The sequence below is a fragment of the Pedobacter borealis DSM 19626 genome (genome assembly GCF_000708285.2).
GTDB lineage: Bacteria > Bacteroidota > Bacteroidia > Sphingobacteriales > Sphingobacteriaceae > Pedobacter > Pedobacter borealis.
The window spans coordinates 52,101-73,283 of the sequence record NZ_JAUG01000004.1; the positions used below are offsets into that span (position 1 = coordinate 52,101).

19 protein-coding genes are annotated in these 21,183 nt (G+C 37.8%); 11 read left to right on the forward strand and 8 right to left on the reverse strand.

Going from position 1 to position 21,183, the window contains the following annotated elements; all coding sequences use genetic code 11:
• Window positions 1–218: 218 nt before the first annotated feature.
• The 4 genes from radA to AW17_RS02330 all read right to left on the reverse strand — a co-directional run bounded on the left by radA (window position 219) and on the right by AW17_RS02330 (window position 4,967).
• Window positions 219–1,595, reverse strand: coding sequence for a DNA repair protein RadA (radA, locus tag AW17_RS02315; RefSeq protein ID WP_029274482.1), 1,377 nt, complete (start codon window positions 1,593–1,595; stop codon window positions 219–221).
• Between the two features lie 348 nt (window positions 1,596–1,943).
• On the reverse strand, window positions 1,944–3,494 hold the full coding sequence (locus AW17_RS02320) for an Rne/Rng family ribonuclease (RefSeq protein ID WP_029274483.1): 1,551 nt from the start codon (window positions 3,492–3,494) through the stop codon (window positions 1,944–1,946).
• Window positions 3,495–3,773: 279 nt separating this feature from the next.
• Entirely contained in the window at window positions 3,774–4,655 is an 882-nt protein-coding gene (locus tag AW17_RS02325) for a tetratricopeptide repeat protein (RefSeq protein WP_029274484.1), read from the reverse strand.
• A gap of 9 nt (window positions 4,656–4,664) precedes the next feature.
• Window positions 4,665–4,967 carry an HU family DNA-binding protein gene (locus AW17_RS02330; protein ID WP_025143406.1) on the reverse strand — a complete coding sequence of 101 codons (303 nt, stop codon included), beginning with the start codon at window positions 4,965–4,967 and terminating at the stop codon, window positions 4,665–4,667.
• A gap of 169 nt (window positions 4,968–5,136) precedes the next feature.
• Between AW17_RS02330 and mutY the strand changes: the two genes are divergently transcribed.
• Complete coding sequence (gene mutY, locus AW17_RS02335; RefSeq protein ID WP_029274485.1) at window positions 5,137–6,198, forward strand: A/G-specific adenine glycosylase; 1,062 nt, start codon at window positions 5,137–5,139, stop codon at window positions 6,196–6,198.
• A 56-nt stretch (window positions 6,199–6,254) separates the two neighbouring features.
• Window positions 6,255–6,692, forward strand: a complete 438-nt coding sequence (locus tag AW17_RS02340) for a single-stranded DNA-binding protein (protein WP_029274486.1) — start codon at window positions 6,255–6,257, stop codon at window positions 6,690–6,692.
• 140 nt (window positions 6,693–6,832) lie between these two features.
• Here AW17_RS02340 and AW17_RS02345 read toward each other — a convergent pair whose 3' ends face one another.
• A complete protein-coding gene (locus AW17_RS02345; RefSeq protein ID WP_029274487.1) occupies window positions 6,833–8,266 on the reverse strand; it encodes a DUF4270 domain-containing protein in 1,434 nt (477 codons plus the stop codon).
• A gap of 22 nt (window positions 8,267–8,288) precedes the next feature.
• Entirely contained in the window at window positions 8,289–9,113 is an 825-nt protein-coding gene (locus AW17_RS02350; protein WP_029274488.1) for a glycogen/starch synthase, read from the reverse strand.
• Window positions 9,114–9,262: 149 nt separating this feature from the next.
• Between AW17_RS02350 and panC the strand changes: the two genes are divergently transcribed.
• Window positions 9,263–10,108 (forward strand): pantoate--beta-alanine ligase, encoded by an 846-nt coding sequence (gene panC, locus AW17_RS02355; RefSeq protein ID WP_029274489.1) that lies wholly within the window; start codon window positions 9,263–9,265, stop codon window positions 10,106–10,108.
• Window positions 10,109–10,181: 73 nt separating this feature from the next.
• On the opposite strand, the gene AW17_RS02360 is transcribed toward panC, so the two are convergent.
• The gene (locus AW17_RS02360) at window positions 10,182–10,715 is read right to left on the reverse strand and encodes a hypothetical protein (RefSeq protein ID WP_029274490.1); all 534 of its coding nucleotides are present in this window, start codon (window positions 10,713–10,715) and stop codon (window positions 10,182–10,184) included.
• Between the two features lie 307 nt (window positions 10,716–11,022).
• Between AW17_RS02360 and panD the strand changes: the two genes are divergently transcribed.
• The 3 genes from panD (at window position 11,023) to AW17_RS02375 (ending at window position 13,906) form a co-directional block, all read left to right on the forward strand.
• Complete coding sequence (gene panD / locus AW17_RS02365) at window positions 11,023–11,373, forward strand: aspartate 1-decarboxylase (protein ID WP_029274491.1); 351 nt, start codon at window positions 11,023–11,025, stop codon at window positions 11,371–11,373.
• A gap of 4 nt (window positions 11,374–11,377) precedes the next feature.
• Window positions 11,378–12,358 (forward strand): lysylphosphatidylglycerol synthase transmembrane domain-containing protein, encoded by a 981-nt coding sequence (locus AW17_RS02370; protein WP_029274492.1) that lies wholly within the window; start codon window positions 11,378–11,380, stop codon window positions 12,356–12,358.
• A 408-nt stretch (window positions 12,359–12,766) separates the two neighbouring features.
• Window positions 12,767–13,906, forward strand: a complete 1,140-nt coding sequence (locus AW17_RS02375) for an acyl-CoA dehydrogenase (protein ID WP_029274493.1) — start codon at window positions 12,767–12,769, stop codon at window positions 13,904–13,906.
• 67 nt (window positions 13,907–13,973) lie between these two features.
• Here the strand turns inward: AW17_RS02375 and AW17_RS02380 are convergent, their stop codons facing one another.
• Window positions 13,974–14,318 carry a phage holin family protein gene (locus AW17_RS02380; protein ID WP_029274494.1) on the reverse strand — a complete coding sequence of 115 codons (345 nt, stop codon included), beginning with the start codon at window positions 14,316–14,318 and terminating at the stop codon, window positions 13,974–13,976.
• A gap of 18 nt (window positions 14,319–14,336) precedes the next feature.
• On the opposite strand from AW17_RS02380, the gene AW17_RS02385 reads away from it, so the two are divergent.
• The 5 genes from AW17_RS02385 to AW17_RS02405 all read left to right on the forward strand — a co-directional run bounded on the left by AW17_RS02385 (window position 14,337) and on the right by AW17_RS02405 (window position 21,168).
• Window positions 14,337–14,768, forward strand: coding sequence for a hypothetical protein (locus tag AW17_RS02385; RefSeq protein ID WP_029274495.1), 432 nt, complete (start codon window positions 14,337–14,339; stop codon window positions 14,766–14,768).
• A 121-nt stretch (window positions 14,769–14,889) separates the two neighbouring features.
• Complete coding sequence (gene rimP, locus AW17_RS02390; RefSeq protein WP_029274496.1) at window positions 14,890–15,354, forward strand: ribosome assembly cofactor RimP; 465 nt, start codon at window positions 14,890–14,892, stop codon at window positions 15,352–15,354.
• A gap of 2 nt (window positions 15,355–15,356) precedes the next feature.
• Window positions 15,357–16,601: a transcription termination factor NusA gene (gene nusA / locus AW17_RS02395; RefSeq protein ID WP_029274497.1), complete on the forward strand. Its 1,245-nt coding sequence runs from the start codon at window positions 15,357–15,359 to the stop codon at window positions 16,599–16,601.
• 62 nt (window positions 16,602–16,663) lie between these two features.
• Window positions 16,664–19,762 carry a translation initiation factor IF-2 gene (gene infB / locus AW17_RS02400; protein ID WP_029274498.1) on the forward strand — a complete coding sequence of 1,033 codons (3,099 nt, stop codon included), beginning with the start codon at window positions 16,664–16,666 and terminating at the stop codon, window positions 19,760–19,762.
• A gap of 173 nt (window positions 19,763–19,935) precedes the next feature.
• Window positions 19,936–21,168, forward strand: coding sequence for an ATP-binding protein (locus AW17_RS02405; RefSeq protein WP_051691587.1), 1,233 nt, complete (start codon window positions 19,936–19,938; stop codon window positions 21,166–21,168).
• Window positions 21,169–21,183: the final 15 nt, after the last annotated feature.

Here is a 21,183-nt window from a genome sequence, read left to right on the forward strand (position 1 = left end):
CCTATAATTGTAAATCACATTTTATGATGTACATTTTAAATTGTTATAGGCAAACTAGAATCCAAAAGTTTAATTTTTGTTTTGGTTGTAGTTAATTTCTTTGTATCCAGGTAGTTGTTATTTTTTTGCCAATTTATTAATATTCAATGATGTTATAGGAATGTAGAATATTATCTTCTTTCTGTGGAAATTTGTTGAGTTGTTTCCCCACCTTTTATCTATCCAAAAACAAGGCTGAACACTTCTTCTATCTTACTTACTGCTTTAATCTCAAGGCTGTATTTGTCTATGGCAATTCCTTTCAAATTGTATTTAGAGATGTAAATCGTTTCGAAACCCAATTTGTCTGCTTCGGCAATGCGTTGTTCTATTCTGTTTACTGCCCTAATTTCTCCTGATAGGCCTACTTCTGCGGCGAAACAGTTTTTTGAAGAAACAGCGATATCCTGATGCGATGATATAATGGCAATTAATACAGCCAGATCAATTGCAGGGTCTTCGACTCTAATTCCGCCGGCGATATTTAAGAAAACATCTTGTGTACTTAATCTAAAGCCACAGCGTTTTTCTAAAACAGCTAAGAGCATATTCATCCTTTTGGTATCGAAGCCCGTTGCTGAGCGTTGAGGAGTTCCATATGCTGCCGAACTCACTAAGGCCTGTGTTTCAATCAACATCGGCCTGGCACCTTCTAAGGTTGCGGCTATGGCGATTCCGTTTAGCTCTTCATCACGTTGTGAGAGCAAGATTTCTGATGGATTGGAAACTTCTCTTAAACCACTGCCCTGCATTTCGTAGATCCCGAGTTCTGCGGCTGCACCAAACCGGTTTTTGATGGATCTTAGGATGCGATAAACGTGGTGCCTGTCGCCTTCGAACTGTAAAACGGTATCAACCATGTGCTCGAGTATTTTAGGCCCTGCAATAGCGCCATCTTTGGTGATGTGGCCGATAAGGAAAACAGGTACGCCGGTTTCTTTTGCAAAACGCAATAATTCGGCAGTACATTCCCTTACCTGCGATACGCTACCTGGTGTTGAATCGATATGAGCGGAGTGCAAAGTCTGAATAGAATCTACAACTAAAATTTCAGGTTCAAGAATTTCGATCTGTTTAAATATATTCTGTGTAGAAGTTTCTGTTAAAATGTAACAGTTGGACGAGGGGCTTTCCTGAATCCTTTCTGCCCGCATTTTAATCTGTTGTTCGCTTTCTTCACCGGAGATATAGAGCAGTTTTTTGCCCTTTAAATTTAAAGCCAGTTGCAACATCAAGGTCGATTTCCCGATGCCCGGTTCACCGCCGATGAGCACTAGCGATCCTTCTACTAATCCACCACCTAAAACACGGTCCAATTCTTTATCGCCAGTTAATATTCTACGTTCAGTTGACGATTGTATTTCATCAACCTTGCTTGGTTTGCTTAATTTGCGGCTAGTAGTATCGCTTTTCCAGGTCGGAACAGAAGCTGAGCTTTTTTCTACAATTTCTTCAACAAAGGTATTCCATTGGTTACAAGACGGACATTTACCTAACCATTTTGCCGATTCGTAGCCACAGCTCTGACAGAAAAATGCACTTTTTGATTTTGCCAATTGATTAAAATTTTAGATTACGAATTTAACCTTTCAGGATTGAAAGTGTTTTTATTTTTTTGAACAATTAATCGTTTGGCCCTTTAAGCCGTTGGTCGAGATGTCGTTGGTCGAGATTTGTAATCTCGACCGTATGAATTGTGGATTTGCAATCCACACAAGGAATTCATATTTCTGAAATCGGGATTACAAATCCCGACTAGCATGAATCTCGACCGTATGAATTGTGGATTTGCAATCCACACAAGGAATTCATATTTCTGAAGTCGGGATTGCAAATCCCGACTAGCAAAAATAAAAAAGCCCGGATTTAAAAAAATCCAGGCTTTCTGTTAAAGGTGTTTTGAGTTATAATTTAATCTCCTCATCTTTTGCGGAGATGAAGTGAAACTCGGTTAAGTGATACGATGATTGTGCCTTAACTTTAATCCATTGGCCGTATTTAAAGAACCAGCGGCGTTGAAGGTTGAAAATGCCTTTTGTAATATAAGCTTCGATGTATGGGTGTACGCAAAGGGTTACGCCTTTTTCATTCTGCTCTCTTAAAATATAATTAAGGTTGTTCTCAATATCATCCATTAAAACGATACTCGCTTTAATTTCTCCGGTCCCATCGCAGGCCGGACATTTTTCTACCGTAACAATATTCATTTCCGGACGAACACGTTGTCTGGTAATCTGTACCAAACCAAATTTGCTTGGAGGCAAAATAGTGTGTTTGGCTCTATCCAATAACATCAGCTCACGCAAATAATCGAATAGCATTTTACGGTTTGTTGGTTTGTGCATATCGATAAAATCGATTACCACAATACCGCCCATATCGCGCAAGCGCAATTGACGGGCAATTTCTTTGGCCGCCTCTTTGTTTACCTGTAAAGCATTCTCTTCTTGATTTTCTTTACTGGCAGTACGGTTTCCACTATTCACGTCTATAACGTGTAGTGCTTCAGTGTGCTCTACAACAAGGTAAGCACCACCTGGTAAGTTTACTGTTTTTCCGAAAGCGTTTTTAATCTGCTTTTCTACACCAAAATGATCGAAGATAGGTTCTTTCTGTTTGTATAGTTTAACGATCTTTTCCATTTCGGGAGAGATATCGTGAACATAAGAACGGATATCATCGTACAGCTCCGGCGTACTCACGTAAACGTTTGTAAAATCAGGGTTCAGAATATCGCGGATTAACGTTGATGATCTGTCCATTTCTCCCCAAACTCTTTTTGAAGGTTCGGTAGATGGCATTTTTTTAATGAAGTTTTCCCACTTGGCAATTAAATCTAAAAGATCTTTTTGCATTTCGGCAACTCCTCTGCCTTCAGAAACGGTTCTGATAATGACCCCAAAATTTTGAGGTTTAATACTTTCAATAATCTTTTTTAAACGATTACGTTCGGTATTACTTTTAATTTTTTTTGATACAGATATGGTATTGGAGAATGGCACCAGTACCACATACCTGCCGGCAATCGAAATGTCGGAACTTAAACGCGGTCCCTTTGTAGAAATTGGCTCTTTGGCAATTTGTACAGGTAGGAGCATGTTTTTACTGAGCACATCAGAAATTTTGCCAGCCTTGTTAATATCGGCTTCTAGCTTTAAATTATCTAATAATGTGCCTGTAACCGAGCCATTACGCTTGATCTTCGTTAGCTTAATTAAAGATTGCACCTGAGGGCCCAAATCAAAGTAATGCAAAAAAGCATCTTTTTCATAACCAACATCCACGAAAGCGGCATTCAGACCAGGCATAATTTTTTTAATGCGGCCTAAATAAATATCGCCTACAGCGTAGTTAATATTGATTTGCTCTTTGTGAAGCTCAACAAGTTGTTTGTCTTCAATCAACGCTATGGTAACTCCGGCAGGAGTCGAATTGATAATTAATTCTTTTACCAACAGCTACAGATTTAAGGCTTTCGCCTATTAACAAATGGATAGTAAATAAAACAGTGATGTAGCCAAAAATTATACAATAAAAAAATCATATAAATTGTTTAAACCTCATAGTGTTTACTATGAGGTTTAATTGGCTTTAATCAAAATAAGAAACTATTTTTTCTTATGTCTGTTTTTTCTTAAACGTTTTTTACGTTTGTGGGTAGCCATTTTATGTCTCTTTCTTTTTTTACCGCTTGGCATAGTTTTAAGTTTTAAATGTTTTTATTAATCTGTTAATTAATTTTTATTCTTTAGTTCAGCCACCTTCTTATCAATGAATGAAGATAAGGTTGGGTTAGCCGCTAATTTTTTGCTTGATAGGTAAGCATTTACTGCTTCTTTATTTCTGCCTAAATTTTCTAAAGCTGTTCCTAAATAAAAATAGGCTTCAGGGGTTGGAGCAGTGGCAATTACCGTGTTAAAACGAGGAATTGCTTTGTCAAACTGACCTGATTTTATGGAGAACAATCCTAAATTCATATTCGCCTTTACATTTTTAGGTTCTTTAGCAACAACTTCTAACAACATTGCAATACCTTGCATTGGTGCGCCTAAGCCGTTTACTATCGTTACACCTAAGCCTGTTTTAGCTTCAATGTTTGTAGAGTCTTTCTCTAATGCATTTTTGTAAGATGCATTGGCTTTCTGCAATAAAGCAGGTTGCGCTATGCTATCTTGTGTGCTTTCAAAAGCTTTTATAAATTGATTACCGGCCGCTAACCATGATTTTGATGATGGTTCGCCTTCGGCTACAACTTCTAAATACAATGCAGATGGCGTAATTTGTTCAACATCGTCCCATTTCTGAGCCAGTTGCTTAGCAAGTTCAATCTTCTCTGCACCATTTGCGCCTTTGTAGCTGTTTTCTAAAGCTGTAATGTCTGTAGCCAAATTCTTGTTGATTACATTCTTTGCAGCAGTAGACGAAGTTTCGAGGTTTAGTACCGATGTAGTTGATGGAGATGCTGCTGCTCCGGCCATTGGGCCACTTGAAGGCATTTTTCCATTTTCTTCCGTTGGTTTAACCAAACCCTTAATGTCTCTTGTAAATAAGAACGCAACAAGCAATACAATCGCTCCAATAACTATGGTTTGTTTTGATCTGATGTTGCTATTCATATATAAGACTTAGGCTTCTACGTTAATTTTTTTTGAATTGCTTTTCACTTTATCAACAAATACTTTTGCTGGTTTAAAGCTAGGAACGAAGTGTTCTGGGATAATTATTGCAGTGTTTTTTGAGATATTTCTCGCAGTTTTTTGCGCTCTCTTTTTAACAACAAAGCTTCCGAAGCCTCTAACGTATACATTTTCACCGCCAATCATGCTGGTTTTGATAACCTTGAAAAATGCCTCAACTGTTTCCTGTACATCAACCTTCTCAATTCCGGTTTTTGTTGATATTTCTGAAATAATATCTGCCTTAGTCATATTTTATTATTTATTATATATTATGTTTTAATATTACTACTGTTTTGGGGTTGCAAAAGTATTGCTTTTTAATGAGATAGGGAAATAAAAGATGATTTTTTTATCACTAGACTTATCAGGCAATTGCAAGTTTTTTTTAAATCGGATAAATAGACCGTAATTTGCAGTAATGATATTTCAAAATGAACTCATCAATTGGTACCTGATAAACAAGAGAGATTTGCCCTGGAGGCATACCAATGATGCTTATACCATCTGGTTATCAGAGGTTATATTACAACAAACACGAGTAGAACAAGGGCTTCCGTACTTTAATAGGTTTTTAGAGAATTTCCCTACAGTTGCCGATTTTGCCAGTGCTACCGAAGCCAAAGTTTTGAAGCTTTGGCAAGGACTGGGTTATTACTCGAGGGGCAGGAATATGCATGCAACCGCTCAAATTGTGGTGAAAGATTATCATGGAATCTTCCCAAATCTGCATGATGAGCTCATAAAATTAAAAGGGATTGGCGAATATACAGCTGCTGCCATTTCCTCATTTTCATCTGGAGAAGCACGGGCTGTGGTAGACGGAAATGTATTTCGGGTACTCTCCAGGTTCTATGGTTTAGCTACACCAATAAATAGCCCGGCCGGCAAAAAAGAGTTTTATGCGTTAGCAAATGATTTGCTCTATAAAGAAGACCCTGCGCTATATAACCAGGCTGTTATGGAGTTTGGAGCCATGCAGTGCAAGCCAAAATCGCCCAATTGCAGTGTTTGCCCACTTGGTCAGGAGTGTTATGCTTTTAAGCATGGCCAGGTAAATGAGCTGCCAGTTAAAATCCGAAAAGCCGAACAAAAACACCGGCATATTAATTATTTTGTTTGTTTTGAAGATGAAAAAGTATTGATCAGGGAAAGACAAGCAGGGGATATATGGCAGCATTTATATGATTTCCCTAGCGTGGAAACTACAAAAGAATGCGAGTGGAGCGATTCATTATTCATCGATCGGGTAAAATCTGTATTCGGAAACAACGCCGATTTTACATTTATAAGAGCCAAAAAGCACATATTAACTCACCAAATAATCCATGTACAATTTTTTGCATTAAAAAATTATATATTTAACTTTAATAAACAAAAGGAACTTAATTGGGTTTCTTTAAGTAACTTAGATGAGTTACCGCAGCCAAAAGTAATCCATGATTTTGTTCTGGAATATTTTTATAAGAACAAAATGGAGTAACTAACCATCTTATTCGGTGCGCACTTAGAAAACGAAACAACTAACCAAAAATATTTATGTCTGGGATTAACAAAGTTATTTTAGTAGGCCATTTAGGCAAAGACCCTGAAGTGCGACATTTAGACGGTGGCGTAACAGTAGCCAGTTTTCCATTAGCTACCTCGGAAACATACAACAAAGACGGTAAAAGAGTAGAACAAACGGAATGGCACAATATTGTGTTATGGCGTGGCTTAGCAGAGGTAGCTTCCAAATACCTTCAGAAAGGTAAACTGGTTTACATAGAAGGCAAATTAAGAACAAGATCCTTTGAAGACAAAGAAAAGGTTAAAAAATATGTAACAGAAATTGTGGCCGAAAACTTTACCATGTTAGGCAGAAAAAGCGATTTCGAGCAAAGTCCAACTACACCAACGCATCAAAGTTCTGAAGCTAAAATTGAAGATGAATTTACAATTGGTCCATCAGATGAAAATGGAGATCTTCCGTTTTAATTAAGGGTTAAACGCATAAAAAAAGCTACCTGATGAGAGGTAGCTTTTTTTATGTAATTTTATTTCGTAGCCTTAAAATAATGATACAAAAAACTCCTGCTAGTTTTGCCAGCAGGAGTTTCTTATGCTAGACTAAATGGTTAATTAATTTTAGTGTAGTAAATATTTAACTTTATCTTATTAGCAGTTGCATTGCTGGCGCCTATAATCGACCTTTCTGCAGATGTAGCTGTAGGTACTCTCTGAAAGTTAGTATAGGATGTAGGAGCTAGGAATGTGCCATAATCTTCAACGTTTTTATCAATCAAGCTTTGAACATAACTGGTTATGATAAAGATGTAGCGTTTCTTTAACGAATCGAAATAACCGCCAAAAAGTGCTGCACCGCCAGAGGCGCTACCAGAGAATGTTGTATAGTCCGGTATATCGGTTGGTTGATGTGCAATATCCCAACGATATAAAGAAAGTCGTTGAGCGGCATTAAAAGGATATGCTGGTGCATTTTCACCTATCTCTACAACTAATTCTGCCTTATTGATAATTGCTTTCCCGTAAGTATCCTTAAAGCTTGTTAATGCTGGGAAGGTTAACTTGGTTTTTACACCGGCTAAGCCTTGTAAGTAAGTAACATTATATTGTTGAGCCGGATCTGTTGGAACTGCAACATCAATTTGTTTTTGCACTTCCGTGCCGGTATAATCGTGCTTAATGTTTGCGGCTATTCCGGAAATTGAACTGCCACTACTGCTATTTTGAACCAACGCTCCAATTGGAAAGTTAACACTAGTGGTGTCTATTCCGCTTGATGAATTGGTTTTTTTCCAAACCAGTTGTAAATATGAATCGGTGCCTGTGAAATTGAAAAAGGCAATACCTCCAACCCCTGTTGAAGATGTTTTATTTACCTGAGCATATAAGCCTTTAAATGCGTCTATAAATTTTGCATTTGTGGATGTTCCTGCGGTGCCTAAGTTTAATATGGCGTTTTGTATAAATGCCTTGTTTAAAGGAATCCTGATCTGTGCAGGTACAGTTTTTAGAGTATCAGCTTTGCCTGGAACAATAATAGATATTTTTCTTTTAGTATTCGGCGCCAGTTTACCTGTAAAATTGCCTAAAAGTGTGTTGTTAATCGCTTGTACATCAGAACTTTTATAATTCGTAACCTTGTTGGCTAACTGATAAACATCAATACTGTATTTAGAATTGGTGGTATCGCCATAAAATTTGGTTAGTGTAGATGTTGTATCTAATTTTAATACCAAAACTGCAGAATCTAATACTGGAGTGGTACCGAAATCTGTATTAACAATTGGGTAAACCGTCATTGCTAAAGCTGCCTCCGTTTTTCCAAAGGTAGGGTCTGTCATGTATCCCAATGGATAACGGTTTAATCCGGCGGTGTTGGCAGCGTCTTCTTTAACAAGTTGAGATTTAACAGGAGATACCACCAGTGTTCCGGTAATTGCAGCGTTCGGATCTACATCTAAACCAACACCATCAGGGTTTTTGCACGATGCAAAAAGAAAAAGACCTATCAACAGGGTTAATAAGTCTTGTTTTGTAAATTTCATATTTAAAATAATAATACCTTAATTAAGCAAGTGAAACCAGTTCGTCATTCGAAATTTCTTCATAAAAAGTATAGAAGTTTTCGAAATTCTCGGTTAAGTTAAAAGCTAATGTTGGCTTATTGGAATCTTTAACAAATTTTAACATAGCTGCATTCAGGTTTTCATCTGCTAAAACTACTGCGTCAGAATGTGTTATCGCACCAATGTGCATGCTGTCGCAATCAGATGGTAAGAATGCTTTAGTGTCATCCTCAGTCATATTTGCCATTATTGCTTTATTCGCAAAATTTGCATTTAATTTCTCTGTAAAGCCATCCTCATAAACAGAATATACTACTTTAGAATTTTTAAAAGTAGGATCATTTTTATAAGTTGTTTTGATATAGGCAGGAACTAATGCACTCATCCAGCCATGACAGTGAACGATATCTGGCGCCCAGCCTAATTTTTTAACGGTTTCCAATGCGCCTTTGCAAAAGAAAATGGTGCGTTCATCATTGTCGTCGAAGAATTTCCCGCTTGCATCTCTAAATACTTGTTTGCGTTGGAAATATTCTTCATTGTCTAAGAAATAAACTTGCATGCGTGCAGCTGGGATGGAGGCTACTTTAATGATTAAAGGATTATCGTTGTCATCGATAATGATGTTCATTCCTGATAAGCGGATTACTTCGTGTAAACGATTTCTTCTTTCGTTGATGTTACCAAATTTAGGCATTAAGATGCGGATTTCGAATCCTTTTTCTTGCATTGCTTGTGGTAATTGTCGCGTGATTTCAGAAATTTTAGTAAGCTCGAGGAAAGGCGACATCTCGTGTGTAACAATCAGCAGCTTCGTTTTTGCCATCTCCATATTCTAAGAAAATATTAAGTTAAATAAAAGATAATGAGCTGCAAAGGTAAGCATAATAATACTATTTATCAATATAGCAAGCATTTGTTTGGTTTCGTTTAGATTAATTTACACCTTTACGGCTTTAATTTAGTTTGTCCAAATTGGAAATATTTAAAACCAAAGCAGCACTTAAGGCTTTTTTAAAACCCTTAAAAGCATCAGGTAAAAAAATAGCACTTGTGCCTACCATGGGTGCCTTGCACAATGGTCATATATCGTTGATAAAACTGGCCCAACAAAATGCAGATATCATTATCTGTAGCATATTTGTAAATCCAACGCAGTTTACAGATCCCAAAGATTTAGAGAAATACCCACGCCCAATCGAACACGATTTAGCCATGCTGGCCGATGCTGGTTGTAACGGTGTATTTATGCCTAATGTAGATGAAATGTATCCTACCGGGGCCGACGAGGCTTGGCACATTGATTTGGGTAATGCAGAATTTCTGTTGGAAGGTGAATTTAGAAAGGGCCACTATCAAGGTGTAACGCAGATTGTAAAAAAATTGTTTGATGCCGTTGAGCCAGGTGTAGCCATGTTCGGACAAAAAGATTTTCAACAGGTATTAATGATCAAGAATATGCTGGCTTATTTTAAGCTGCCCATCACCATTATTACCTGTCCGATTATCCGCGAAGCCGATGGTTTAGCCATGAGCAGCCGAAACATCCATTTGTCAGCCAATGATCGCAAACATTCGCTCGTGCTGAGTAAATCGCTGCAGTTCGTTATCGATCATTTTAACGAATATTCGCTGTCGGAATTAGAAGATAAGGCCAAAGCATTTTACCATAATATTGATGGTATTGAACTGGATTATTTTACCATAGCCAATGGCGATACATTGGAACCAGCCAAATCAAAACATGAAAATAACCTGATTGCGCTGGTTGCCGCAAAAGTAGGTTCAACCAGGCTGATCGATAATATGATTATTAAGTAAATTTATCGTCATCACTTGAGTTTCTTGAGAAATTAAAATTGTTTAAGGCGCACTACGATAATTATTGATTTATTTAGTTAGGAAAACGATCATAACTTGATGATAAAGGAAATGGTTTGATATTAATCTCAGGTACATAATTCACATTTATTATAGAATCCCATCTAATGTGATAATTATCCATGGTCATGGGGTTAGGTATTTTATAATGTATGCCGTTTTGTCCATAGAATCTTAAATAAACACTTCCTGCAGCATTCACGAGGTCTACACCTCCTCTAATGACTCCAATAGGGTATGAATTAGCATATGGAGGTGGTAATGTTATAAATTGTGGAAAGTTACTAACTTCAAATTGATAATTTTCTGGGTTAGAAAATAAATATTGATATGAGCCATAATCTTCTATATGGTATAGTACTCCGCCGACATGCCAATAAATTTTTCCATTACTACTATCTCTGTAGAGATAACCTTCAATTAATGGAGGATTAGAAAATTTATATTTAGTTGTAATTTCGATGTTGCTAGTAATAGATGCATTTGCAGCAGTTATATTAATTAGGGCAAAAATTATTGATAAAGTGATAATTTTAAGTTTTTTCATAGTGTTTTAATGGTTTAAGTTCGTAGTGCATAGCAAAGCTACGTTTATAAACTGATTTTTTAGTTCAAATAAATTTTTATTTTATGGAAGGAATAAAATTTTAATAAAGTTGAATTTTTCGATTGGTAGTTATAGGTAAATTATATAATCTTGATTAAGATTATAACCCATATGCAAAAGACCAATAGTATTTAAGCCTGATTGAAAAATGTTTCTTTGTTGTTTGGTGGTTGTTTTTTAGCTTTCGACTTTCTACAAACTCCAAACTGATGACTGAAAACTCCAAACTGATTACTAACTTTGCCGAATGGTTATCACAATATTAAAATCGAAAATACACCGTGTTAGGGTAACACAAGCCGAATTGAACTATGTAGGCAGTATTACGATAGATGAAGATTTGATGGATGCAGCTAACATTATCGCTAATGAAAAGGTGCAGATTGTAAATAATAATAATGGTGCACGTTTCGAAACTTATGTAATTAAAGGCGAACGCGGTACCGGAACCATCTGTTTAAATGGAGCAACAGCCCGTTTGGCTCAGCTTGGCGACATTCTCATCATTATGTCTTACGGCTCATTACCAATAGAAGAAGCCAAAAAATACAATCCAATATTGGTTTTTCCTGACGATAACAACCACTTGCTAAAATAACCTTGTGATATTCGACCTCAAAACAGCGCTAAAATATATCATCCTGTTTTTAATCGGGATAGGGGTTTTATATTTAGCTTTTAGAGGTCAGGATTTAGGAAAGATCTGGCAGGAAATTAAAAGCGCCAACTATTTTTGGGTAATTACTTCTGCATTTGCCGTATGGATTGCACATGTATTACGTGCTTTGCGCTGGCAAATGCTGTACAAATCTATTCATTACAAAGTGAGTTTCTGGAATGTTTACCATGCCGTAATAATCGGCTATCTGGCTAATCTTGCTTTACCGCGCTTTGGAGAGATTGGCCGTTGTTCGGTTATTCACAAAGCCGAAAAGGTGCCCATGTTTGCTTCTATAGGTACCGTAATTACCGAACGGCTATTTGATGTGCTGATGCTTTTTCTCACCAGTTTGGCAATGTTGATTTTTCAGTATGATATGGTAGCCGGTTTTCTTTATCAAACCATATACGTTAATCTTGTTAAAAAATTAAGTACGATTAACTATTTGTGGTTGGTTGGTTTGGGTATTATTATTTTGCTGCTCAGTGCTGCTGCAATATATTTTCTCCGCCAAAAATTCAGTAAAAAATTCTTACGCATTTTTGTAAGTCTGCGCCAGGGATTTGGCTCATATAGCAAGTTAAAACAAAAAGGATTATTTTTAACCTATACACTAGGGATATGGCTTTTCTACTCACTTTCTATGTATTTCGCCTTTTCTTCTATTCAAGCTACTTCAGGATTACATTTTAACGCTGCATTTACCGCAATTGTATTTTCTGGTTTTGCTATGGCAGCCCCTGTTCAGGGCGGTATTGGTATTTTCCACTGGATGGTTGCGCAGTCTTTGGTGCTGTATGGCATATCTTTTAAAGATGGTTTGGCTTACTCAACCATCATTCATTCTTCGCAGGTTTTATTGATTCTTGTTTTAGGAAGTTTAAGCCTTGGGCTCATCTTGACTAAAAGGGTGACTAAATAATCTTTTTGTGGGCGTTTTAACACGCTGTTCGCTGTATCTTTTTGGCTGCCCTTCTACTACGCTCCGGATGACAGCCAAAAAGGATGCCGCTTCCATCGTTAACGCAGATCATACAAGCAAATAAATATGGCTTAATAGTACAAGCTACCTTTGGTTAAATAAACCTGACCGACAGCGTTATCCCGGTTTTTCATCGGATAAAGCAAAGGGCAGGGCTATCGGAGCCCAAGAATTACTGCTCTTGCTTTCCAAAAAAATAACCGAAACATCTGTTTAAAGCAATAATAGGCCGGTACTAAATACACCAATATAACAAACAACGAATTTAAAAATAAATTACTATGCAGCCATAGTAATTTCGATCATTAATGCTACATTTGATTCACTAACCTTTTATACATAAATGTTATGCATTTTGAATTAAGTGAAGAGCAATTAATGATTCGGCAGGCTGCCCGCGATTTCGCGCAGCAAGAATTAAAGCCGGGTGTAATCGAACGAGACGAACATCAGAAATTTCCGGCCGAGCAGGTAAAAAAACTTGGTGAACTTGGTTTTTTGGGGATGATGGTGAGCGAAAAATATAATGGAAGCGGACTCGATGCCATTTCTTACGTTTTGGTAATGGAAGAGCTATCTAAAATCGATGCCTCTGCATCTGTTGTTGTTTCGGTAAACAACTCTTTGGTTTGCTATGGATTAGAGGCCTATGGCAGTGAAGCCCAAAAAGAAAAATATTTAAAGCCGCTTGCAGCTGGAGAAAAAATAGGCGCATTTTGTTTATCAGAACCCGAAGCCGGATCTGATGCTACCTCGCAACGTACGACCGCTGAAGATAAAGGCGATTATTATCTACTGAATGGTACAAAAAACTGGATCACCAATGGCGGTACTGCATCAACCTATCTGGTTATTGCACAAACCCACCCAGAGTTAAGGCATAAAGGTATCAATGCTTTTATTGTAGAGAAGGGGATGGAAGGTTTTACCGTTGGACCAAAAGAAAATAAACTTGGCATCCGCGGATCTGATACACATTCTTTAATGTTTAACGATGTGAAGGTGTCAAAAGAAAATAGGATTGGTGAAGATGGCTTTGGTTTTAAGTTTGCCATGAAAACTTTAGAAGGCGGGAGGATCGGTATTGCGGCCCAGGCTTTAGGTATTGCACAGGGGGCTTTCGAGTTGGCCACGCAGTATGCTAAAGAGCGTAAATCATTCGGCAAACCAATTGCTGAACATCAGGCCATTGCTTTTAAACTGGCCGATATGGCTACACAGATTGAAGCCGCCAGGTTATTGGTTTATAAAGCTGCCTGGTTAAAGGATCAGGGTTTACCTTACACACAGGCCGGTTCTATGGCCAAGCTTTTTGCTTCAAAAGTGGCGATGGATGTAACCATCGAAGCGGTACAAGTGCACGGTGGTTACGGTTTCGTAAAAGAATACCATGTAGAACGGTTAATGCGCGATGCTAAAATCACCCAGATTTACGAAGGTACATCTGAGATTCAGAAAATGGTGATTTCGAGAGAAGTTATTCGTTAGTCGTTTAGTCAAAAGTCTGTAGTCCTTAGTCCAATCCGACTCATGACTACAGACTCACGACTTCGGACTATTCTTTCTCTCCTACTACAGCGCTAAACACTGCTTTAATCAAGGCTACCACGATAGCTAAAAATGCCGCAGAAATAAAGCCTGAAGTGTTGAAAGAGGTCATCATGTTATCAACCAATAAAATCATTAAAACGGTAATGATAAATGATACCAGTCCGAGTGTTAAAAAATTAACAGGGAATGTTAATAATCTTAAAATGAACCCAATGGTCGAGTTTGCAAGTGCAACCAGTACTGCGGCAATAATGGATGTTGCATAACCATCAACATGTACGCCAGGTACTATTCTTGCGCCGATAAAAAAGGCTAATCCCATCAAAAGGATTTCGATAATAAATCTCATAATTGTTTATTTTTGTAAATGTTCAAATGCTTTTTTAAATACCAGGCCATAATTGCTGTTGCTATATTTGCACTTTCATGTTCGAATACAAACAACAGGCCAATAATTAAGTTTTCTGGGGATAGTTCATCAATAATAATTAAAAATATTGATGAGACGAGTCTGTTGCAGGTTAAAAATGCCTATCAGGCTAACGCAGATACACTTAATTTGGTTTCTGTTTTGCTAAAACCGGGCGATCTGGACAGTATCCAGAATGAGCTGGAAGTGCCCGGCAAGGTTAAGATACTAGGCGATTCGCTCGTATTTAATCCCGATAGGCCTTTTCTTAAGGGTAAAAAATATCTGGTTGAGAGTTACATCGGAATAAAATTTGCAACCGTGGGCGATCTGATTATGGGGAAGGGTAAACAGAATTTAAAAGCACAGCAACAAACACTTAAACGGTAATAATCAGCATAATAATTAGCGCAGGTGTTTGATTTTTTCTAAAAAATTACTACATTTGCATCGTAATCGAAGAAAAGAGAAGGGGACAGTGTCCCCTTTTTCTATGAAATCAGGTTAAAATATGCAGGTAGAAAAGAGAGTTGCAGCCCTCGTTGAGGAAAAAATAGCAGATCGGCCAGAACTCTTTCTGGTTGAAGTAAAAATGTTGCCAAACAATAAATTAATTATCCATGTTGATGGCGACGAAGGTATTAGCATACAGGATTGTGTGGCCATAAGCAGGCATGTTGGTTTTCATCTCGAAGAAGAAAACGCAATAGAACAGGCTTATAATTTAGAAGTTTCTTCGCCGGGTGTTGGTGAGCCTTTAAAATTAATCCGTCAATACAATAAAAATATTGGCCGTACAGTAAGCATTAAGTTGAAAGAAGGATTAAAAAAAGAAGGGAAACTGCTTTCGGTTACAGAAAATAATCTGCTGATTGAAGAATCGGTTAAAGAAAAAGGGAAAAAGGCGGTAGCAATTCAAACAGCTATTCCGTTTAATGATATATTAGAAACAAGTGTGTTAATTTCATTTAAGTAAAAATGAGTACTACAACAATTAATTTGATCGACTCTTTTCAAGAGTTTAAAGATTTCAAAAATATAGATCGCCCGACGGTGATCAGTGTGCTGGAAGAAGTTTTTCGTAGCATGTTGCGTAAAAAATACGGAACAGACGAAAACTGTGATGTTATCGTGAATCCGGATAACGGTGATTTGGAGATCTGGAGAACGAGAAAAGTAATGGAAGATGGATTTTCTGAGGATGATGATTTAGAGATCGAGCTTGCTGAAGTTTCTAAATTAGACAGTACTTTAGAAGTTGGCGATGATTATATCGAGCAGATTACTTTAGAAAGTTTTGGCCGTAGAGCAATTTTAGCTGCCCGTCAAACTTTGGTTTCTAAAGTATTGGAATTAGAGAAAGACGAAATCTTCAAAAAATATAAAGATAGGGTAGGCGAAATCGTAACAGGTGAAGTTTACCAGGTTTGGAAGAAAGAAACTTTGGTTTTAGATGATGAAGGTAACGAACTTTTAATGCCTAAAACAGAGCAGATTCCAGCAGATTATTTCAAAAAAGGCGATTCTGTAAGAGCAGTGATCTCTAAAGTAGAAATGATCAACGCTAACCCGAAAATTATCATTTCGAGAACAGCACCAGAATTTTTGCAACGCCTTTTCGAACAGGAAGTTCCAGAAATTTTCGATGGTTTAATTACCGTTAAGAAAATTGTTCGCGAACCAGGAGAACGTGCTAAAGTTGCTGTTGAATCATACGATGACCGTATCGATCCAGTAGGTGCTTGCGTGGGTATGAAAGGATCACGTATCCACGGTATCGTTCGCGAATTGAAAAACGAAAACATTGATGTGATTAATTTCACCAATAATATTTCATTATACATTACCCGTGCTTTAAGCCCGGCAAAAATCACCTCTATTAAATTGGATGATGAAACCAAACATGCATCGGTTTACTTAAAACCAGATCAGGTTTCATTGGCAATTGGACGTGGCGGACACAATATTAAACTGGCTGGTAAGTTAACTGGCTACGAAATTGATGTGTATCGCGAAGCTGGAGAAGAAAACGATGAGGATGTTGATTTAGAAGAATTCTCAGATGAGATTGATAGCTGGATCATTGATGAATTAAAGGCTATTGGTTGCGATACTGCTAAGAGTGTATTAGCACTTACAGTAGAAGATTTGGTAAAACGCACCGACCTTGAAGAGGAAACCATTAAAGAAGTGGTTCAAATTTTGAAGTCAGAATTTGAATAAGTGGTGTAATTGCCAAATAAACACTACTTTTGTATTAAATAAAAAACAATAACAGGAGCTAAATGTCAGACGACAAACCAATCATTTTAATTAAAGCTATTAAAGAACTTAATATAGGCATGGGTACGGCCGTTGAGTTTTTAAACAAAAAGGGATTCTCTGCCGAGAAAAGCCCTATGTTTAAACTTACGGGAGACATGTATAATGCCTTATTGAAAGAGTATCAGGGAGATAAGATCGTAAGAGAAGAAGCCAAACAAATAGTGATTGGTAAAATACGTCGTGACGAGCCTGAGACTGAAAAGCCAGTAGAAGCGCCGAAGAAGAATACCGATTTTGAGAAAAATGAAGAGATTTTAATTAAAAATGCTCAATCATTTACGCCTCCGGTAGAGAAACCAAAGGTTGTAGAAACCCCTAAGGCAGAAACACCAGCGCCAACACCAGCCCCTGCGGCAGCAGTAGAGCCGGTAAAAGAAACTAAGGCAGAAGATAAAGTTGAAGAAACTGGATTGCCAGGAGTTAAAATTGTAGGGAAGATCGATTTAAACGATTTTAACTCGAAAACACGTCCGGCTAAGAAAGAAGAAACACCTGTTGCACCTGTAGTAGAACAGCCAGTGGTTAAAGCACCTGAGCCTGTAAAACCAGTTGAACAACCTAAAGTGGAAGAGAAACCGGTTGAGGTTAAAAAGGAAGAAACACCTGCTGCTCCAGCGCCAGTTGTAGCGCCACCAGTGGTTAAAGCACCTGAGCCTGTAAAACCAGTTGAACAACCTAAAGCGGAAGAAAAACCAGCTGAAGCAAAACCGGTAAGCAACGAGCCTGAGGTAATTAAAGCACGTACCGTTAAATTAACCGGTCCGAATATTATTGGTAAAATTGTTTTACCAACAACACCAGATAGAAGAAACGGTCCAGTAGCATCATCTAGCGATAGTGAAGCCGCTAAACGTAAGCGTAAACGCAAAAAAACTCCAGGAGCACCGGGCCAGCCAGGTCAACACGGCGGTCAAGGCCAACAAGGACAAAATAATCCTGCAGGTCAGGGCCAAGGTCAGAGTGGTACACCAGGGCAACCTCGTACACCTTATCAAGGTAACAGACCAGGTGGTGGAACTCCATACCAAGGTAACAGACCAGCGGGACAAGGCGGAACTCCATACCAAGGAAATAGAAATAACAACAATAACAGACCAGGTTTCCAAAATAGAAATGCTACACCAAGCGGACCTAAGGAAGAACCTACTGAGAAAGAAATTCAAGATCAGATCAAAGCAACACTTGCCCGTTTAAGTGGTGCTGGTAAATCAGGTAAATTTGCACAACGTGCTAAATTACGTCGTCAAAAACGTGATGATGTAGCATCGAATGCAGAAGAGGCAGCAAATGAGCTTGAATCGCAATCGAAAATATTAAAAGTAACAGAATTTGTTACGGCTAATGAATTAGCGAGCATGATGGATGTACCGGTTACCAAAATTATTGGTACTTGTATGAGCCTGGGTATGTTCGTTTCCATTAACCAGCGTTTAGATGCTGAAACCTTAACCATCGTTGCTGACGAGTTTGGTTACGAAATTCAATTCGTTAAACCAGATGAAGATGAAGAAAATGTAATTGAGGAAGAAGATAACGAGGCAGATTTAATCGAGAGAGCTCCGGTTGTTACGATTATGGGTCACGTCGATCACGGTAAAACCTCATTGCTTGATTATATCCGTAAAGCAAACGTAGTAGCTGGTGAGGCAGGTGGTATTACCCAGCACATTGGTGCTTACATGGTAACTACACCAACCGGTAAAAAAGTTACCTTCTTAGATACTCCAGGTCACGAAGCTTTTACGGCGATGCGTGCACGTGGTGCTAAGGCTGCCGATATTGCCATTATTGTTATCGCGGCTGATGATGCGGTGATGCCTCAAACAAAAGAGGCTATTAACCACGCACAGGCTGCAGGCGTACCATTGGTATTTGCTTTCACTAAAGTAGATAAGCCAGGTGCAAATGCAGATAAAGTACGCGAGCAATTATCAGTAATGAATATCCTGGTTGAAGATTGGGGCGGTAAATACCAGTCGCAGGAAATCTCAAGCAAAAGCGGCTTAAATGTTGATTTACTTTTAGATAAAGTATTATTAGAAGCTGAATTATTAGAGCTGAAAGCGAATCCGAATAAGAGAGCTACAGGTACTGTAATTGAGTCGGCATTAGATAAAGGACGTGGTATTGTAACTACGGTATTGGTTCAGGCCGGTACGTTAAGAGTGGGAGATCCAATCTTAGCGGGTAGTTATAGTGGACGTGTAAAAGCATTAACCAACGAGCGTGGTGCTAAGGTAGAATCAGCAGGCCCATCACAACCGGTACAGGTTTTGGGTATGCAAGGTGCACCTACGGCAGGCGATCGATTTAATGCTTTAGAAAGTGAAACCGAAGCACGTGATATTGCAAACAAACGTATGCAGTTACAACGTGAGCAGGGATTACGTACACAGAAACACATTACATTGGATGAGATCGGTCGTCGTTTGGCTATCGGTAACTTTAAAGAGCTTAACATCATTGTTAAAGGTGATGTGGATGGTTCAATCGAGGCATTGGCCGATTCATTGTTGAAACTATCAACTGAGCAAATTCAGATCAATATCATCAGTAAAGGTGTTGGTCAGATTTCAGAGTCTGATGTATTGTTAGCTTCGGCTTCTGATGCGATTATTATTGGTTTCCAGGTTCGTCCATCAACAGGTGCACGTAAACTTGCAGAAGCTGAGCAGATCGATATCCGTTTATATTCTATCATCTACGATGCAATCAACGAGATTAAATCAGCGATGGAAGGGATGTTGGATCCGGAATTTGAAGAGAAAATTGTGGCTAACGTTGAGATTCGTGAGACTTTCAAAATTACTAAAGTGGGTACCATTGCAGGTTGTATGGTATTGGATGGTAAGATTACCCGTAACAGCAAGATCCGTATCGTTAGAGATGGTGTTGTAGTGTACACAGGTGAACTGGCATCGTTAAAACGCTTTAAAGATGATGTGAAAGAAGTGAATAAAGGTTACGAATGTGGTTTAAACATTCAGAACTTTAACAACATCGAAGTTGGCGATATCGTAGAAGCTTACGAACAAGTAGAAGTAGCTAGAAAACTGTAATTCTACAGTATATTATAAAATTAGAGTGGCCCAAAAGGCCACTTTTTTTTATGCTAAAAATATTTCAATCTTAAAAATATCGGATAATTTTGAATTTCAATCTTAAAAATATCGGATAATTTTTAGTTTCGATCTTGAAAATATCATATATTTGTCTTTTGATATTGATGATTATGGAAAGATCAGGAGCGCTAAAATCTTTAAAAGACCATTTGGATAAGCCTCAGCATACTATTGTGATAGGTCCAAGGCAGATCGGTAAAACCACACTGGTTAAACAATTGGCTGAACAGTTAAATCAAGCTAATGAATTGGTTTATTTCCTGACTTTTGAAGATCCTGCTATTTTAGAAGCTGTAAATCATCATGCTGAAAATATCTTTAATTATACATTATTACCAGCTGATGTTCCTGCAGATAAAAGATTATATATTATTATTGATGAAGTTCAATATGCAAAAGATCCCAGTAATTTTTTAAAGCTTTTGTATGATAAGTATTCACCAAAACTAAAAATTATTGCAACTGGCAGTAGTGCTTTTTACATTGATAAAAGCTTCAAAGATAGTTTGGTAGGGAGAAAAAAGGTGTTTGAATTTTTCCCCTTGGCCTTTGATGAGTTTTTGCATTTTAAGGGCGAAGATGATTTAATTGCAGAGTGGGAGCAGATGAAGAAAAGGGTTACATATCAGGGGCTTCAACGGAATCGCATCAATACTTTATTTGATGAATATCTGGTTTATGGGGGGTATCCTGCAGTTGTTTTAGCAGATACTGAACAGGAAAAGCAGGAAATGCTTAAAGAACTTGTAAACAGTTATATGAAAAAGGATGCTTTAGAAGCGGGCATTAAAGAAGAATTAAAGTTTTTTCAGCTGGCAAGGTTATTGGCCGATCAAATAGGCAATTTGGTGAATAATCATGAGCTGGGAAATACCTTGCAAGTGGCCAGTTCTACGGTAGAAAACTACATTTATTTAATGCAAAAAACTTTCATTGTACAATTGCTTTCTCCTTTTTATGGCAATGTACGCAAAGAATTAACCAAAATGCCAAAGATCTATTTTAACGATAATGGCCTCCGTAATGCATTGTTAAATAATTTTTCTAAGCTGAATGATAGAGCAGACAAAGGAGAATTGTTAGAAAATTATGTCTATTGTAGGTTAAGGCAGTTATTTGATACAGATAATCTGCACTTTTGGCGCACTGCCGATGGTAATGAAGTAGATTTTATTGTAGAAAAACACCTAAAAAAGGGAGTTGCTTACGAAGTGAAGTATAATGATGTTCAGTTTAAGCCAACCAAGTATAAAAAATTTCTGGAAGCCTATCCTGATTTCGATTTGAAATGTGTTTGTAAGATACTTACAAAAGATGATTCAATAGAAGCTATTCGGTTATAGTTTTTTCTTTAAACA

Bases quoted from the DNA above. Each gene is read 5' to 3' on its own strand.
- panD (WP_029274491.1), top strand. From the start codon at position 11,023: ATGGTTATCACAATATTAAAATCGAAAATACACCGTGTTAGGGTAACA.
- AW17_RS02380 (WP_029274494.1), bottom strand. From the start codon at position 14,318: ATGAGATTTATTATCGAAATCCTTTTGATGGGATTAGCCTTTTTTATC.
- nusA (WP_029274497.1), top strand. From the start codon at position 15,357: ATGAGTACTACAACAATTAATTTGATCGACTCTTTTCAAGAGTTTAAA.
- AW17_RS02375 (WP_029274493.1), top strand. From the start codon at position 12,767: ATGCATTTTGAATTAAGTGAAGAGCAATTAATGATTCGGCAGGCTGCC.
- AW17_RS02340 (WP_029274486.1), top strand. From the start codon at position 6,255: ATGTCTGGGATTAACAAAGTTATTTTAGTAGGCCATTTAGGCAAAGAC.
- AW17_RS02350 (WP_029274488.1), bottom strand. From the start codon at position 9,113: ATGGCAAAAACGAAGCTGCTGATTGTTACACACGAGATGTCGCCTTTC.
- AW17_RS02330 (WP_025143406.1), bottom strand. From the start codon at position 4,967: ATGACTAAGGCAGATATTATTTCAGAAATATCAACAAAAACCGGAATT.
- infB (WP_029274498.1), top strand. From the start codon at position 16,664: ATGTCAGACGACAAACCAATCATTTTAATTAAAGCTATTAAAGAACTT.
- AW17_RS02360 (WP_029274490.1), bottom strand. From the start codon at position 10,715: ATGAAAAAACTTAAAATTATCACTTTATCAATAATTTTTGCCCTAATT.
- AW17_RS02405 (WP_051691587.1), top strand. From the start codon at position 19,936: ATGGAAAGATCAGGAGCGCTAAAATCTTTAAAAGACCATTTGGATAAG.
- AW17_RS02345 (WP_029274487.1), bottom strand. From the start codon at position 8,266: ATGAAATTTACAAAACAAGACTTATTAACCCTGTTGATAGGTCTTTTT.
- mutY (WP_029274485.1), top strand. From the start codon at position 5,137: ATGATATTTCAAAATGAACTCATCAATTGGTACCTGATAAACAAGAGA.
- AW17_RS02325 (WP_029274484.1), bottom strand. From the start codon at position 4,655: ATGAATAGCAACATCAGATCAAAACAAACCATAGTTATTGGAGCGATT.
- AW17_RS02385 (WP_029274495.1), top strand. From the start codon at position 14,337: ATGTTCAAATGCTTTTTTAAATACCAGGCCATAATTGCTGTTGCTATA.
- rimP (WP_029274496.1), top strand. From the start codon at position 14,890: ATGCAGGTAGAAAAGAGAGTTGCAGCCCTCGTTGAGGAAAAAATAGCA.